At 65.0% G+C, this 16,757-nt stretch carries 11 protein-coding genes; 7 read left to right on the top strand and 4 right to left on the bottom strand.

The genetic code is table 11. The annotated features are described in order from the left end of the window. Window positions 1-5: 5 nt before the first annotated feature. Both ACVWW6_RS17580 and ACVWW6_RS17575 read right to left on the bottom strand, forming a co-directional pair. Entirely contained in the window at window positions 6-1,949 is a 1,944-nt protein-coding gene (locus ACVWW6_RS17580; protein WP_011089495.1) for a PrkA family serine protein kinase, read from the bottom strand. Window positions 1,950-2,247: 298 nt separating this feature from the next. After that, a complete protein-coding gene (locus ACVWW6_RS17575) occupies window positions 2,248-2,931 on the bottom strand; it encodes an STM3941 family protein (protein ID WP_456681134.1) in 684 nt (227 codons plus the stop codon). A gap of 291 nt (window positions 2,932-3,222) precedes the next feature. On the opposite strand from ACVWW6_RS17575, the gene ACVWW6_RS17570 reads away from it, so the two are divergent. The 6 genes from ACVWW6_RS17570 to ACVWW6_RS17545 are packed head-to-tail and all read left to right on the top strand — an operon-like array spanning window position 3,223 to window position 10,723. Further along, complete coding sequence (locus ACVWW6_RS17570) at window positions 3,223-6,072, top strand: bifunctional transaldolase/phosoglucose isomerase (RefSeq protein WP_456681133.1); 2,850 nt, start codon at window positions 3,223-3,225, stop codon at window positions 6,070-6,072. 13 nt (window positions 6,073-6,085) lie between these two features. Next, the gene (gnd, locus tag ACVWW6_RS17565; RefSeq protein WP_011089498.1) at window positions 6,086-7,084 is read left to right on the top strand and encodes a phosphogluconate dehydrogenase (NAD(+)-dependent, decarboxylating); all 999 of its coding nucleotides are present in this window, start codon (window positions 6,086-6,088) and stop codon (window positions 7,082-7,084) included. Between the two features lie 40 nt (window positions 7,085-7,124). After that, window positions 7,125-8,636 carry a glucose-6-phosphate dehydrogenase gene (zwf, locus tag ACVWW6_RS17560; RefSeq protein ID WP_456681132.1) on the top strand — a complete coding sequence of 504 codons (1,512 nt, stop codon included), beginning with the start codon at window positions 7,125-7,127 and terminating at the stop codon, window positions 8,634-8,636. Further along, a complete protein-coding gene (gene pgl / locus ACVWW6_RS17555; RefSeq protein WP_456681131.1) occupies window positions 8,636-9,385 on the top strand; it encodes a 6-phosphogluconolactonase in 750 nt (249 codons plus the stop codon). Before zwf ends, pgl begins: the two co-directional genes overlap by 1 nt. Then, entirely contained in the window at window positions 9,372-9,914 is a 543-nt protein-coding gene (locus ACVWW6_RS17550; protein ID WP_011089501.1) for a gluconokinase, read from the top strand. Before pgl ends, ACVWW6_RS17550 begins: the two co-directional genes overlap by 14 nt. Further along, the gene (locus tag ACVWW6_RS17545; RefSeq protein ID WP_161533608.1) at window positions 9,911-10,723 is read left to right on the top strand and encodes an HAD family hydrolase; all 813 of its coding nucleotides are present in this window, start codon (window positions 9,911-9,913) and stop codon (window positions 10,721-10,723) included. The genes ACVWW6_RS17550 and ACVWW6_RS17545 overlap by 4 nt, the downstream gene beginning before the upstream one ends. 82 nt (window positions 10,724-10,805) lie before the next feature. Here the strand turns inward: ACVWW6_RS17545 and ACVWW6_RS17540 are convergent, their stop codons facing one another. Then, a complete protein-coding gene (locus tag ACVWW6_RS17540; RefSeq protein WP_161533607.1) occupies window positions 10,806-12,611 on the bottom strand; it encodes a glycoside hydrolase family 15 protein in 1,806 nt (601 codons plus the stop codon). Window positions 12,612-12,640: 29 nt separating this feature from the next. Next, window positions 12,641-14,602 (bottom strand): 4-alpha-glucanotransferase, encoded by a 1,962-nt coding sequence (gene malQ, locus ACVWW6_RS17535; RefSeq protein ID WP_161533606.1) that lies wholly within the window; start codon window positions 14,600-14,602, stop codon window positions 12,641-12,643. Window positions 14,603-14,805: 203 nt separating this feature from the next. Between malQ and ACVWW6_RS17530 the strand changes: the two genes are divergently transcribed. Beyond that, entirely contained in the window at window positions 14,806-16,752 is a 1,947-nt protein-coding gene (locus tag ACVWW6_RS17530; RefSeq protein ID WP_456681130.1) for a maltotransferase domain-containing protein, read from the top strand. Window positions 16,753-16,757 lie beyond the last annotated feature (5 nt).

Here is a 16,757-nt window from a genome sequence, read left to right as displayed (position 1 = left end):
CCGCCTCAACCGGCCTGCTTCACACGCATATACCATTCGACGAGCCGGCGAACCTGACGCTCGGTGTAGCCGCGCTCCACCATGCGTGCGACGAACTCGCCGTGCTTCTTCTCCGTCTCGCCGTCCTTCTTCGACCCGAAGGAGATGACCGGAAGCAGGTCCTCGACCTGGGAGAATATCCGCTTTTCGATCACGTCGCGAATCTTCTCGTAGGAGGTCCAGGTCGGATTCTTGCCGCCGTTCTGGGCCCGCGACCGTAACGAGAATTTGACCACCTCGTTGCGGAAGTCCTTGGGGTTGGCGATGCCCGCCGGCTTCTCGATTTTGGTCAGTTCCTGGTTCAACAATTCGCGATCCAGGAGCTGTCCCGTATCGGGATCCTTGAAGTCCTGGTCCTCGATCCAGGCATCGGCATAGTCGACGTAGCGATCGAACAGGTTCTGGCCGTAATCCGAGTAGGATTCGAGATAGGCTTTCTGGATCTCGTTTCCGATGAACTCGGCATAGCGCGGCGCGAGGTCCGCCTTGATGAATTCGAGGTACCGTTTCTCGACTTCCTCGGGCAGCTGCTCGCGCTTGATCGACTGCTCCAGCGCGTACATCAGATGCACGGCGTCGGCGGCGACCTCCTGCGGATCGTGGTTGAACGTCGCAGCCAGGATCTTGAAGGCAAAGCGCGTGGAGACGCCGTCCATGCCCTCGTCGACGCCGGCGGCATCGCGATATTCCTGGACGCTGCGCGCCTTCGGATCGGATTCCTTCAGGCTCTCGCCGTCGTAGACCCGCATCTTGCCAAACACGGTGGAATTCTCGTGCTTGCGCAGGCGCGACATCACCGAGAAACGCGCCATCGTCTCCAGCGTCGACGGCGCACACGGCGCCGACGCCAGCTCGGAGCCCTGGATCAGCTTCTCGTAGATCTTCTGCTCTTCCGTGACCCGCAGGACATAGGGCACCTTGATCACGCAGATGCGGTCGATGAAGGCTTCGTTGTTCTTGTTGGCCTTGAAGCTCGCCCACTCCGCCTCGTTGGAGTGCGCGAGGATGATGCCGGTGAACGGGATCGCACCGATGTTCTCGGTGCCGATGTAGTTGCCTTCCTGCGTCGCCGTGAGCAGCGGGTGCAGCATCTTGATCGGCGCCTTGAACATCTCGACGAATTCGAGGATACCCTGATTGGCGCGGTTGAGACCGCCGGAATAGCTGTAGGCGTCGGGGTCGTTCTGCGCGTAGGTCTCGAGCTTGCGGATGTCGACCTTGCCGACCAGCGAGGAGATGTCCTGGTTGTTCTCGTCACCGGGCTCGGTCTTGGCAATCGCGATCTGGCGCAGCCGCGACGGCTGGATTTTTGCGACCCGGAACTGGGAAATGTCGCCGCCGAAGGCCTCAAGCCGCTTGTAGCACCACGGGCTCATCAATCCGGTGAGGCGCCGGCGCGGAATGCCGTATTTCTCCTCCAGCATCGGCCCGAGCTGATCGGGATCGAACAGGCTGAGCGGGCTCTCGAACACGGGCGAGAGTTCGTCGCCGGCCTTGAGCACGTAGATCGGATGCACTTCCATCAGCGACTTCAGCCGCTCGGCGAGCGAGGATTTGCCGCCGCCGACGGGGCCGAGCAGATAGAGGATCTGCTTGCGCTCCTCCAGGCCCTGCGCCGCGTGCCGGAAGAAACCAACGATGCGCTCGATGGTTTCTTCCATGCCGTAGAAGCCGGCGAAGGCCGGATAGGTACGGATGGTGCGGTTCAAAAAAATACGGCCAAGGCGTGGGTCCTTGGCCGTGTCAATCGTCTGGGGTTCACCGATCGCTGCTAGCAGTCGTTCGGCCGCGTTCGCGTATTTCATGGGATCGCTTCGACACGATTCCAGATATTCCGCCATCGACATGTCGTGCTGGCTTCTCGCCTCGAACGACCGAGCGAAAGCGTTGAATAGAGAATCGTTGTACATGATCCCTCTCCGCGTGAGTTCCGCTACAAGCTGAAACGAAAGCAGTTACCGGACCGTTCCTCAGGCCGTTTCGAATCAGCGTGAGCACATGACGATCATTGGACACCCGGGGGCCGACTCGACGCAACGCACAACGTAGGCAACCAGGTGAGTTACGAACAGGCACCTGCCTGTTATTTATGCGAATCTATGTATATCTTCGCTCATTTCCAGCAAATGTCACTCGGCCGCAACATCCGGGCGTTACCGGGGATCAGCCTATCCGGCGGTGCAGCATAGCCGTCAGCCGGCGGCAGCTTTATGACGCTTGTGCGGCCAAGCCTTGTGAGACCGAACCCGAGCCTTCCGCGCCTTGATCGCGGTCCCGCCGCAATGCGGTGCGTGAATCGCTGGCGGCGTGACAGTCGCGGCAGGCGCGCAGCAATGTGTCAAAATCGGTCGCCAGTCCGTCGGGGCGTATGATGATGCGATCGTCCTGCACGCCGCGCGACGTCGACCGGATGTTGGCGCGGATACAGGAGAGCTGCCGCTGCAAGCCCGGCGTCGGCGTCAGCACGATCGCCTTGCGGCCGCGCCGCTCCTCGGTCGAAACCTCCGCAATCGACTCCCACAGCAGAAATTCATTGCCGATGCGGAGATCGCGGATGCCATAAGGGGTGACGATCACCACCGGCCCGCGTTCGGCGGGGAGCATCCAGATCAGCCGGCTGGTGACCAGGCCGAACACCGCGACGCCGGCATAGCCGACCGTCGTGTCGTAGTCGCCGAGGCCGTCCCACCAGTCGACGGCAAGGCCGGCGCTGAGCAGGGTCATCGCAAAGCCCGCCGCGACCAGCAGCCGCAGATACGTCGTGCATGGGTTGATTTCGAGATCGTGGGCCGCGTCGATACCTCCGGCCGGCACGACTGATTGCGATCCGTCGGTGACGGCGAGCGGTGGGCCGTCAGGATGTGCGTGCATGCCTTCCCCCAGCATGGCCATTCGCGACCGGGCGATGAAGCATCAGGCGGATCGGAATCCGCCGATGCACTCTGTGCAGCGGCCGGCAGACGTTACGCAACGAGACCTCGACCGAACCTCCCCGGCCAGCGACTTTTTACGCAACACGACCACAACCGCCTGGATCGCCATGATCGCGACGGAGTTACACTGGAGGGTATGACGCCTATTCCCTTGATTGGTTCCCTCCCGGGAGCATGTAAGCTAGAGGATAGCGCGTCAGGACCGGCGCGGAAACCCCTCGCCCGCAGGCTTGGAGATAAATAAAGTATCATGAATCCCGTCAAAGAACTGGAAAAGCACGGACAAGCCGTCTGGCTGGACTTCCTGGCCCGTGGCTTCATCGCCAAGGGCGACCTCAAGCGGTTGATCGACACCGACAGCGTCAAGGGCGTCACCTCCAATCCGTCGATCTTCGAGAAGGCGATCGGCAGTTCGGACGAGTACGACGCCCCGATCGGCAAGGCGCTGAAGCGCGGCGACCGGAGCGTGGCCGACCTGTTCGAAGCCGTCGCGGTCGAGGACATCCAGAACGCCGCCGACGTGCTCCGCCCGGTCTATGACCGCCTCAAGGGGGGCGACGGCTATGTCAGCCTGGAGGTCTCGCCCTATCTTGCGATGGACACCGCCGGGACGGTCGCCGAGGCACGGCGGCTCTGGAAGGACGTCAACCGCAAGAACCTGATGGTGAAGGTGCCGGCGACGCCGGAAGGCCTGCCGGCGATCGAGACGCTCATCGGCGAGGGCATCAGCATCAACATCACGCTGCTGTTCTCCAGGGACGTCTACCTCCAGGTCGCGGAGGCCTATCTCGCCGGCCTCGAGAAATATGTCGCAGGCGGCGGCGATCCGTCGCATGTCGCGAGCGTCGCGAGCTTCTTCGTCAGCCGGATCGACTCGGTGGTCGACAAGCAGCTCGACGAGAAGATCGCGCGCGCCAACGACCCCAGCGAGAAGGAACGGCTGGCCGCGCTGAAGGGCAAGGTCGCCATCGCCAACGCCAAGGTCGCCTACCAGGATTACAAGCGCCTGTTCTCCGGTTCCCGCTGGGAGAGGCTCGCCGCCAAGGGCGCCAAGCCGCAGCGCATGCTGTGGGCCTCGACCGGCACCAAGAACAAGGATTACAGTGACGTCCTCTATGTCGAGGAGCTGATCGGCCCCGACACCATCAATACCGTGCCGCCGGCGACGCTGGATGCGTTCCGCGACCACGGCAAGCCGCGCGACAGCCTGGAAGAGAACATCGACGACGCAAGGCGCGTGCTGGAAGAGCTGGAGCGCTCCGGCGTCTCGCTCGACGCGATCACCGAAGAGCTGGTCAAGGACGGCGTCAAGCTGTTCGCCGACGCCGCCGACAAGCTCTACGGCGCCGTTGCGCACAAGCGCGCAACCGTGCTCGGGCCCGCGCTCGACCGCCAGCAGTTGTCGCTCGGCGACGGGCTCGGCAAGGCGGTGGCGAAGAGCACCGAGGAATGGCGCGCGTCGGCCAAGATCCGCAGGCTGTGGCAGCGTGACAAATCGGTCTGGACCGGGGCCGACGAGGACAAATGGCTCGGCTGGCTCGACAGCGCCGCCAAGGCGGACGTCGCCGACTACGAGGACTATGCGAGCCGCGTGAAGGGCCAGAAATTCTCCGATGCCGTCGTGCTCGGCATGGGCGGATCGAGCCTCGGACCCGAGGTGCTGGCCGAGACCTTTGCGCGAAAGTCAGGCTTTCCGAAGCTGCATGTGCTCGATTCCACGGATCCCGCCCAGGTGCGGGCGATGGAAGCGAAGATCGACATCGCCAACACCGTGTTCATTGTGTCCAGTAAGTCCGGCGGCACCACCGAGCCGAACGCGATGAAGGACTATTTCCACGACCGCGTCGCGCAGGCGGTCGGCCCCAAGGTGAAGACCGGCCACCGCTTCATCGCGGTGACCGATCCCGGCTCGTCGCTGGAGAAGTCGGCCAAGACGCTGAACTACGCCCGTATCTTCCACGGCGAGCCCTCGATCGGCGGCCGCTATTCGGTGCTCTCGCCGTTCGGCCTAGTGCCGGCGGCGACCGCGGGCATCGACGTCAAGACCTTCGTCAAGCATGCGCTCGCGATGGCCCGCTCCTGCGGACCGGACGTGCCGCCAAGCGAGAATCCCGGCGTGCAGCTCGGCCTTGCCATGGGCCTCGCCGGCCTCGAAGGCCGCGACAAGGTGACGATCCTGTCGTCGAAGAAGATCACCGATTTCGGCGCCTGGGCCGAGCAGCTGATCGCGGAATCGACCGGCAAGGAGGGCAAGGGCCTGATCCCGATCGACGGCGAGCCGCTGGGCGAAGCCGCGGCTTACGGCAACGACCGCTTCTTCATCGACATCCGCACCGAGGGCGAGGCGGACGCCGCCCATGACTCGAAGCTTGCCGCGATCGAAGCGGCCGGCCATCCCGTCGTGCGCATCGTCATGAAGTCGATCGACCATCTCGGTCAGGAGTTCTTCCGCTTCGAGATGGCGACGGCGGTGGCAGGCAGCATCCTCGGCATCAACCCGTTCGACCAGCCGGACGTGGAAGCGGCCAAGATCAAGACCCGCGAGCTCACCGCGTCGTTCGAGAAGACCGGCGCGCTGCCGGCGGAGCAGCCGGTGGTCAGCACCGACGAGGCCGATCTCTACACCGACGAGGCCAACGCCACGGCACTGCGCGCCGCCGGCGCCAACGGCGACCTCACTTCCTGGCTGAAGGCGCATCTCTCGCGCTCGGGCCATGGCGATTATGTCGCCCTGCTTGGCTACATCGCGCGCGACAAGGCCACCATCGACGCGCTTCAGGCGATGCGGCTCGAGGTGCGCGAGAAGCGCCATGTCGCGACCTGCGCCGAGTTCGGACCGCGCTTCCTGCACTCGACGGGACAGGCCTACAAGGGCGGGCCCGACAGCGGCGTGTTCCTCCAGATCACCGCTGACGACGCCAAGGACCTGGCCGTGCCGGGCCAGAAGGCCAGCTTCGGCGTGATCAAGGCGGCGCAGGCGCGCGGCGATTTCGATGTGCTCACCGAGCGCGGGCGGCGCGCATTGCGCGTCCACCTGAAGGGCGGACTCAAGAAGGGTCTCGCGGCGCTCAACGCGGCGCTTAACGACGCGCTGAATTAAGGGAATCTCTCAGATGCAACTCGGCATGATCGGCCTCGGCCGGATGGGCGGCAACATCGTTCGCCGGCTGATGCGCCACGGCCATTCGACCGTGGTCTATGACAAGGACGCCAAGGCCGTCGCCGGCCTTGCCGCAGACGGCGCGGTAGGCTCGGCGACGCTGGAGGAGTTCGTCGCAAAGCTGGAGCGGCCGCGCACGGCCTGGGTGATGCTGCCTGCGGGGCGCATCACCGAGACGACGATCGACACGATCGCGGGCGTGATGCAGGAAGGCGACGTCATCATCGACGGCGGCAACACCTTCTGGCAGGACGACGTCCGCCGCGGCAAGGCGCTGAAGGCACGCGGCATCCACTATGTCGACGTTGGCACCTCCGGCGGCGTCTGGGGTCTCGACCGCGGCTATTGCATGATGATCGGCGGCGAGAAACAGGTGGTGGACCGGCTCGATCCGATCTTCGCCGCGCTCGCGCCCGGCGCCGGCGACATTCCGCGCACGGAAGGACGTGAGGGGCGCGATCCCCGCATCGAGCAGGGCTATATCCACGCCGGCCCCGTCGGCGCCGGCCACTTCGTCAAGATGATCCACAACGGCATCGAATACGGCCTGATGCAGGCCTATGCCGAAGGGTTCGACATCCTCAAGAACGCCAACATCGATGCCTTGCCGGCGGACCATCGCTACGATTTCGATCTCGCCGACATCGCAGAAGTCTGGCGGCGCGGCAGCGTGATCCCGTCCTGGCTGCTCGATCTCACCTCGACGGCGCTCGCCGACAGCCCGGCATTGGCGGAATATTCCGGCTTCGTCGAAGATTCCGGCGAAGGCCGCTGGACCGTGAATGCGGCGATCGACGAGGCGGTGCCGGCCGAAGTCCTGACCGCGGCGCTCTACACACGTTTCCGTTCCCGCAAGGAACACACCTTCGCCGAAAAAATTCTCTCCGCGATGCGCGCGGGTTTCGGCGGCCACAAGGAGCCAAAGCAGCCGGGCGCTTCGAAGCCCAAATAAAAGGCGAAGTATCAAGTAACAGAGCGAAGGCCGATTATTCGTGACAAAAGACCCGCAAGCCAAGCGCAAGCCGGAAAATTGCGCCTTCGTCATCTTTGGCGTGACCGGAGACCTTACTCATCGCCTTGTGATGCCCTCGCTCTACAATCTCGCGGCCGAGCACCTGTTACCGGAAAAGTTCTGTGTCGTCGGCGTGGCCCGCAAGGGCCAATCGGATGACGAGCTGCGCAGCAGCCTGTTGAAGGGCCTGCGCCAGTTCGCGACGCGACCCGTGGACGACGATATCGCCCAGAAGCTGCTGCAATGCCTGACCTTCGTCGAGGCCGACCCGAAGGACCCGCCGTCCTTCGACCGCTTGCGCGAGCATCTGGATTCGCTGGAATGCGCGCAGGACACCGGCGGCAACCGGCTGTTCTATCTGGCAACGCCGCCCGCCGCGTTCGCGCCGACCGCGCGCGAGCTCGGCCGCACCGGCATGATGGAGGAGAACGGCGCCTGGCGACGCCTCGTGATCGAAAAGCCGTTCGGCACCGACCTCGCCTCGGCACGCGCGCTGAATGCCGAGCTGTTGAAGATCATGGACGAGCACCAGATCTACCGGATCGATCACTATCTCGGCAAGGAGACGGTGCAGAACATTTTGGTGCTGCGCTTTGCCAACGGCATGTTCGAGCCGATCTGGAATCGCAACCACATCGACCACATCCAGATCACGGTGGAAGAGAAGCTCGGCGTCGGCCATCGCGGCGGCTTCTACGACGCCACCGGCGCGCTGCGCGACATGGTACCGAACCATCTGTTCCAGCTGATGTCGCTGGTCGCGATGGAGCCGCCTGCACGATTCGACGCGCATTCCGTGCGCTCCGAGAAGGCCGACGTGCTCACCTCGATCCAGCAGCCCAGCCGGGAAGAGGCGCTGAAGAATTCAGTGCGCGCGCAATATCTCGCCGGCCGTATCGGCGACGAGGAGATCACGGACTATCGCAAGACCGAGGACGTCAAGCCCGGCAGCACCACCGAGACCTTTGTCGCGCTCAAGCTGATGATCGACAATTGGCGCTGGGCCGGCGTCCCCTTCTACTTGCGCACCGGCAAGGCGCTGGGTCACAAGCGCACCGAAGTCGCGATCAAGTTCAAGCAGGCGCCGCTGTCGATGTTCTCGGGCACGGACGTCGACCGCCTGTCGCAGAACTTCCTCACCATCGGCATCGCGCCGACCGAGACCATCGAGCTTCAGTTCAACGCCAAGATTCCGGGCCCGAGCATCACCATCGACGGCGTCGAGATGAAGTTCCGCTATGGCGACTATTTCCGCGTCGATCCCTCGACCGGCTACGAGACGCTGATCTACGACTGCATGATCGGCGACAACATACTGTTCCAGCGCGCCGACGGCATCGAGGCCGGATGGCAGGCGGTGCAGCCGTTCCTGGACGCCTGGAAGAGCGAGGGCACCAACGGCATCGAGACCTATGAAGCCGGCAGCGACGGCCCCGCCTGCGCGGACGAGCTGCTCCGGCGCGACGGACGAAGCTGGCGGAAGTTTTCGTGATGGCGGCGGCCGGCCAGCCGAAGCTGATTGTCGCGGCCGACGCCGAGGCCCTTGCGCAGGCCGCGGCGGAACGGGTGATGGCGCGGATTGGCGCCAATCCGGGGCGTATCGCGATCTGCCTGACCGGCGGCTCGAGCCCGAAAAAGCTCTATCAACTGCTCGGCGGCGATTCCTGGCGTGGAAAAATCCCGTGGGATCGCGTGCACTGGTTCATCGGCGACGAGCGCTTCGTGGCTGAGAGCGATCCCCTCAACAACATGGCGGTCGCGCGCGCGGCCTTTCTCGACCGCGATGCGCCCTCCGGCCATGTCCACCCGATCCCGACCGCGACTGAGAACCCGGATCAAGGCGCCGCCGCCTATGCGCGCGAGCTGCAGGCCTTCTATGGTTCGGAAAGCCTCGATCCGGCCCGGCCACTGTTCGACCTGGTCTTGATGGGCGCCGGTCCGGACGGTCACACCGCCTCGCTGTTTCCCGGCTACCCCGAAATCGAGGAAATGCAGCGCTGGGTCGTCGGGGTGCCCAAGGCCAATGTGGCACCCTTCGTGCCGCGGGTCTCCCTCACCCTGCCCGTCCTTTCGTCCTGCCGCGAAATGCTGTTCGAGATTGCGGGACATGACAAGCAGCCGATCTTGACGCGCCTCCTCAATGGCGAGACTCTGCCGGCTGTACGCGCGCGCTCGAATGGTGAGACCGTCTGGCTGGTCGACCAGGCCGCGCTTCCGGAGGAAATTCGTGGGCCGCGTTGAAGCACCTTGTGCGTTGATCGTGATGGGCGTGTCGGGTTCGGGCAAGAGCACGGTTGCGGAGGCGCTGGGCGAGCGGCTCGGCTGGCGCTTCGAGGACGGCGACAGCTTTCATCCCGCCAGCAATGTCGAGAAGATGAAGGCCGGCCATCCCCTCACCGACGAGGACCGCTGGCCCTGGCTCAACGCCATCGCCGACGAGATCGAACGGGTCTGCAAGAGCGGCAAGCACGTCATCATCGCCTGCTCGGCGCTGAAGCACACCTATCGTGACGTACTGCTGCGGGGGCGCGACGACGTCCGCTTCGTCTTCCTGAAGGGCACGAAGGAGCTGATCGCCGAACGCCTCGCGCACCGCAAGGGCCACTTCATGCCGCCAGGGCTGCTGACGAGCCAGTTCAACACGCTGGAAGCCCCGGAGGCGAGCGAGCACGTCGTCACCGTCTCGATCGACGAAACCGTCGAGGCGATCGTGGACGGCGTCGTGCGGCAATTGAAACTGGGCGGCGCAATACCCAAGGTTCTGCCATGACGCCAATCTCACTCGTGGTCTCCGACGTCGACGGCACGCTGCTGACCAAGGACAAGACGCTGACGGAACGTGCGAGGTCCGCGGTGCAGCGGCTGCACCAGGCCGGCATCGGCTTCACCATCACCTCCAGCCGCCCCGCCATCGGCATGCGCTTCCTGATCGAGCCGCTGGCGCTGTGGCTGCCGGTCGGCCCGTTCAACGGCTCCTCGATCGTCGATCCCGAGATGAAGCCGGTCGAACAGCACCTCATTCCCGCAGGCGCGGTCGAGCGGTCCTTGCAGATCCTCCGGGAGTTCCGCGCCGACATCTGGCTGTTCACCACCGACAAATGGCTGATCGACAACCCTGGCGGTAAATACGTTGCCCATGAGCAGCACACCATCCGCTCCGATCCGACCATCGTGACGGATTTCTCGCCGTACCTTGCGAGCGCCTGCAAGATCGTCGGCGCCAGCGCCGACGCCGCCGGACTCGCCGCTTGCGAGAAGGCGATGCAGGAGGCGCTCGGCAGCGAGGCGACCGCGGTGCGCTCGCAGACCTATTATCTCGACATCACCCCGCCCGGCTTCGACAAGGGCACCTTCGTCGAGGCGATGGCCAAGCGCCTCGACATCTCGACCGACGCGGTCGCGACCATCGGCGACATGCAGAACGACCTCGCGATGTTCCGCGTCAGCGGCACCTCGATCGCCATGGGCAACGCCACCGACGACGTCAAGGACCAGGCCACCCACGTCACCGCCACCAACGAGCAGGACGGCTTTGCCGAGGCGATGGAGATGATCTTGAAGCGGAACGGGGTCGGCTAGGGCTTGATGGCCTCAACTATCGCCTGCCGCTGGGTACCCACCTCTCCCCAGCGGGGAGAGGTGAAGAACCTGCCGCGCCGATCTACTTCGACCGCTGCATCGCGGGCTTCTCGCTCTCCTGCCTTGCCGCCGATAGATTATGCGCGGTGTTGACCAGCGCGATGTGGGTCAGCGCCTGCGGGAAGTTGCCGGTCTGGCGGCCCGCCACGGAATCGTATTCCTCGGCCAATAGCCCGACGTCGTTGGCAAGGGCGGCCACGCGGTCGAACAGCACCTGCGCCGTGTCGAGATCGCCCGACAGCACATAGGCATCGGCGAGCCAGAGGGTGCAGGCCAGGAACGCGCCCTCGGTCGGCTGCTTTTCCTCGGACACTTCGCGCGGATCGTGCCGCAGCACGAAGCCGTCGCACATCAGGTGCTTTTCGACGGCTGCGATGGTGCCGCGGATGCGCGGGTCCTCCGCCGGCAGGAAGCCGACCGCCGGCACCAGCAGCACGCTGGCGTCGAGCAGCTTTGAGCCGTAGGACTCGACGAAGGCATTTTCCTCCGCGTCGAAGCCATTGTTGCAGACGTCGCGGTGAATGGCCTCGCGCAGCGCGCGCCAGTGCAGCAGCGGCGCCCTGAAGCCAAAGGTCTCGGCGCTCTTGATGCCGCGGTCGAAGGCGACCCAGGTCATCACCTTGGAGAAGACGTAGTGCTTCGGCTCGCCGCGCCGCTCCCAGATGCCGTGGTCGGGCTGGTCCCAGACCTCGGCGAGATGATTGAGCACCGCGCATTCCAGCGCCCAGGTCGCTTCGTCATTGAGCTTGAGCCTGGCCATGCGCGTCTGGTGGAAGGCGTCGATCAGTTCGCCATAGACGTCGAGCTGCAGCTGTGCATGCGCGGCATTGCCGACGCGGACCGGCTGGGCGCCCTCATAACCGTCGAGCCAGCCCGCCTCCCATTCCAGCAGGCGCCGCTGGCCCCAGATGCCGTACATGATCTGCATGTTCGCCGGCGAGCCGGCGGCGGCGCGCAAGAGCCAATTGTGCCAGGCCAAGGCCTCCTCGGTATAACCCGAGTTCATCAGCGCCAGCAGCGTGAAGGTGGCATCGCGCAGCCAGCAGAAGCGGTAGTCCCAGTTCCTGCTGCCGCCGAGCTTCTCGGGCAGCGAGGTCGTGGGCGCCGCGACGATGCCGCCGGTCGGGCCGAAGGTCAGCGCCTTCAGCGTGATCAGCGAGCGCATGATGAGATCGTGATACTCGCCGTCCCGCGTGCAGCGGCTGCACCAGTCCTTCCAGAATCTTTCGGTCTCCTGGAGCGCGATCTCCGGGTCGATCGGCTCGGGCGGATCGAGGTGCGAGGGGCCATAGGTCAGCACGAACGGCACGGTCTCGCCGGCCTTCACCTCGAATTCGGCAACCGTCGTCAGGTCCTCGCCGCGGGTCCCGACCGGCGTGCGCAGCACGGTCATGTCCTGGCCGGCGACCGCCAGCAGCGAACCGTCCCTGCAGCGGCGTACCCAGGGAATATCGACGCCGAAACCGAAGCGGATCACGAGCTCCATCCGCAGCTTCACCGTGCCGCTGACGCCGCGCACCAGCCGCACGACGTCGGACGCCTTGCCGCGCGGCGGCATGAAGTCGATCAAGGCGACAATGCCGCTCCTCGTCTCAAACTGCGTTTCGAGGATGAGGGTATCGCCGAGATAGCGGCGTGACGTCGTGGTGACGTCCCCGGCCGGCGCGATCTGCCAGCGGCCGTTCTTGCGCGTGCCGAGGATTGCGGCAAAGCAGGCGTCGGAATCGAAGGCGGGCCAGCACAACCAGTCGATCGAGCCGTTGCGCCCGACCAGCGCCGCGGTCTCGCAGTCGCCGATCAGCGCATAGTCCTCGATCCTCTGAGACAATGTCGTGCGAGCCTAAAAACCCCGGCGGATTAACTCCCGCCGAGCAACGAACGTTCCCGCGTCGCCGCTCTCAAGGCCGTGAGATCGACCTTCGAGGCGATCTTGTCGAGCGTGACAGGCAGGCGCTGCCGCCAGTTCGGATGCTCGTCGATCGTGCCGGGAATGTTGGGCTGGTCGATCACGCCGAGCAGATCCTCCAGCGACACCGCGAGCAGCCGCGAGGGCGTGCGCGACAGGAAGGCGAGCACCGAATAGAGATCGTTGGCGTTGATGCCGTTCTGGCGCAGGATCTCATCGAGCATGCCGAGCGCATGCCAGCGGGCCTTGTCGTCCTCGCCGGGATCGAGCCCGAGCGACAGCTTCATCTTGAGATCGCTGAAGGAGCGCCAACCCGCATAGGTGCAGAGGTCGTGCGTGTTCAGCGTCACCAGCGCGTTCGGCCGGTAATAGTCGATGTTGCGGAAGTGGCCGGCATCGTCGCGCTCGAACATCATGACGAGGTAGGACCAGATGCCGAAATCCTGCATGGTCTCGCGAAAACCTTCCGGCACCGTGCCGAGGTCTTCGCCGATCACGATGCACTTATGGGCCGCGCTCTCGCGCGCCACGGCGCCCAGCAGCGCCTCGAACGGCATCTGCACATAGGCGCCGTTGTCGGGCTTGAAGCCGCGCGGCACGAGATAGAGCCGCTTCAGCCCGAGCACGTGATCGATCCGGATGGCGCCGGCATGGCGCATCGAGGCGGCCAGCATGTCGGCGAACGGCACGAAGGATTGCGCCTCCAGGCCGCCGGCGTTGAAGCCGGCAAGACCCCAGTCCTGGCCGACCGTGTTGAGCACGTCGGGCGGCGCGCCGACGGCGAGATGGCGCGAGATCGCCGTCTGCTCGTTCCAGGCATCGAAGCCGTTGGACTGCACGCCAACGGCAACGTCGAGATAAAGCCCGACCCGCATGCCGAGCTGGCCGGCCAGCTCTTTGGCCGCATGCAACTGGCTATCGGCGGTCCATTGCACGAATTCGACGAACTCGACCTCGCGCTTGTCAGGGCCGTTGCGCAGCTGGGCGCATTTTGTCTCGTCGGGCTGCCGCCACTCGGGGGGCCATTCCCACCACGGCCCGGTGAAGCGATGCCGCAGCACCTCGAAGCAGGCGAAGCGGGACAGCAGCGGCGCGCGGTCCGCGCGGAAGGCGTCGAACTGATTGCGGCGGACGCCGCTCGCGCTCCGCACGAAGCTGTTAAAGGCAGCGCGCAAGGCCAGCCATTTCAGCGCCGCCATGTCGGCATAGGGGACACGGTCGCCTTCGCGCAGCCGCGCGGCGGTCGCGGCCGCATCGGGGACGAGGTCCGCGGAAAATTCCGGGATCGCCTCGACGTCGATGTAGAGCGGATTGAGAAACAGTCGGCTGTTCGGCGAATAGGGGCTGCAATCGGCCGGGTGGTCGTCGAACAACACGTGCAGCGGATTGAGGCCGACGCCGTCGGCCCCGAGCTGTTTTGCGAGCCGGACGAGATCGGCAAGGTCGGTGAAATCGCCGATGCCCCAGTTGCGCTCCGAGCGGACGCCGTAGAGCTGCACGGCGAGCAGCCAGCCGCGGTCGAAATCGCCGCCGAAGGCGCGCTCGGGCGCCACGATCATCGGCACCTCTTCGGTCACGCCTTCGGCATCGGTCAGCGTCAAGCGGTGGTAGCCGAGCGGCAGGCCGGCGGGCCAGGCGATGACAGGCTCGCGCGTCTCGCCTTGCGCGATCACGTTGCCGTTGCCGGCGATTTTCCATTGCAGCGGCGGCGCGCCGGTGGCCGCCAATTCCGTCCGCGGATGTCCCAGGGCGCGAACCACCACGGGCCCGCTGACGAAGCGATAAACCCGCTTCTCCGGCAGGGCGTCGAGGATGGATTTGAGGGCCACGGGATCGGTGACCCGCAGCTTTCCGAGGGCGTCCACGAATTCGGACTGAACACCCTTGATCTGGGCTTGAGCTAAAAGATCCATTCGGCACGCAGCTTGCAGGCCATTGTGTGGCCGGGGGCAGGGATTTTAACGAGGTGGCGGAAGACGTTAGTCAGGGGTAACTCAAAAACGGGCCTGCCGTTCCCAGGCGGAACTAATGACACACAAGCGGCTTTCTATATAGGTATCAAGCGTAGGTTCCCGACAAGGGAAACGGGCCCTGCTTTCTTGTCAATGGCATCACCGTGAACAAGACAATTCAAACTGTCGAAAGTGCCGCAGCCGGCAGCGCTTTCCTCATCGAAGACGTCTATCCCTTGATCGGCGGCGGCCGTTTCGCCGTGAAGCGGATCGCGGGCGAGTGCGTCGAGGTGTGGGCCGACATCTACCGCGACGGCGAGGCCGTGGTCGGCGCCGCGCTGATCTGGCGACGCGAGCAGGACCGGGAATGGCGGAGCGAGCCGATGATCCATCACGGCAATGACCGTTGGTCCGGCGCGTTCACGCCCGTCGAGCCCGGCCAATATCTCTACGCGATCGAGGCCTGGACCGACGAGTTCGCGACCTGGTCTCACGCGGTCGCGCGCAAGCGGCTGTCCGGCGCCGATGTCAGCCTCGACGCCATCGAGGGCGCCGGGCTCCTGACCAAGGCGCATGGCGCGCGGCAGGACGCCGCGGCGGTGATCGTCAGACAATGCGAGGACTATCTTCAGACCGGCGATGTCACCCCGCTGCTCTCAACCGAGCTCGGCAGCGCCATGGCCGAGAGCCAGTCGCGGCCCGACCTCACGCGCTCGCCGCTCTTCCCGCTGATCGCCGACCGCGACAAGGCGCGCTTTGGCGCCTGGTATCAGATGATGCCGCGCAGCCAGGGCCGGATCCCCGGCCGGCACGGCACGCTGCGCGACTGCATCGCGCGCGTGCCCGATATCGCCGCGATGGGCTTCGACGTGCTCTACTTCACGCCGGTCCACCCGATCGGGCATAACAGGCGCAAGGGCCGCAACAATGCGCCGGTGGCGACCGCAGGCGAACCCGGCTCGCCCTATGCGATCGGCACCGCCGAGGGCGGACACGATGCACTGCATCCCGAGCTCGGCACCATCGAGGATTTCCGCGCGCTGGTTGCGACCTGCCTGGAATACGGCCTCGAGCTCGCGCTCGATTTCGCCGTGCAATGCTCGCCGGACCATCCCTGGCTGACGCAGCATCCGGAATGGTTCAAATGGCGGCCGGACCGCTCGGTGCGGACGGCTGATGGCCCCTATTCGGACATCGTCATCCCCGATTTCGCCTCCGTCGACCGGGCCGGGCTGTGGAATGCGTTCCGCGACGCGATGTTGTTCTGGATCGACCATGGTGTCACCATCTTCGCCATCGACAATCACGATACCGCGCCGCTTCCGTTCTGGGAGTGGCTGATCCGCGACATCCGCCGCCGGCATCCCGAGGTGATCCTGTTCTCGAAGACGTTTGCACGGCCGAAGCTGATGAAGGGCCTCGCCAAGCTCGGCTTCGCGCAGTCCTTCACCTATTTTCCCTGGCGCACGTCGAAGTGGGAGGTGGAGCAATATCTCGGCGAGCTGACGCGTTATCCCGAGCGCGACTTCTATCGCCCGAACCTGTTCGTGAACACGCCGGACCTGTTGCCCTTTCATCTCCAGAGCGGCGAAGCCTGGGCCTTCAAGTCGCGGCTCGCGCTGGCCGCGACGCTGTCGGGCAATTACGGGATCTATAGCGGCTTCGAATTGCTCGAACACGAAGCCATCCCCGGCCGCGAGGAATATCTCGATTCCGAGAAGTACCAGATCAAGCAGCGCGACTGGGACAAGCCGGGCAACATCAAGCCCTACATCGCCGCTCTCAACCGCATCCGCAACGACAATGCGGCACTCCAGCAGACGGCGAATTTGCGGTTTCTCGGCATCGAGGACGGCGAGACGATCAGCTTCGTGAAAGAGGCGACCGATCCGGCCAACGCCGTCGTCGCCGCCATCGCCCTCACGCGCGATGCGCGCGAATTCTGGTTGCCGCTCGGCGACCTCACCATCGACGCCGGCGGCCAGCGCCGCCACGTCACCGCACTCGAAAATCTCCTCACCGGCGAACAGTCCCGCATCGAATGGGGCGGGATCAGGTTGCGTATCGATCCCGACCGCGATCCGGCGCTGCTGTTCCGCTGCCTGGCGTAAAGGCT

The sequence above is a fragment of the Bradyrhizobium sp. USDA 3311 genome (assembly GCF_054062495.1).
This window is presented reverse-complemented; position numbering and strand designations above follow the sequence as displayed.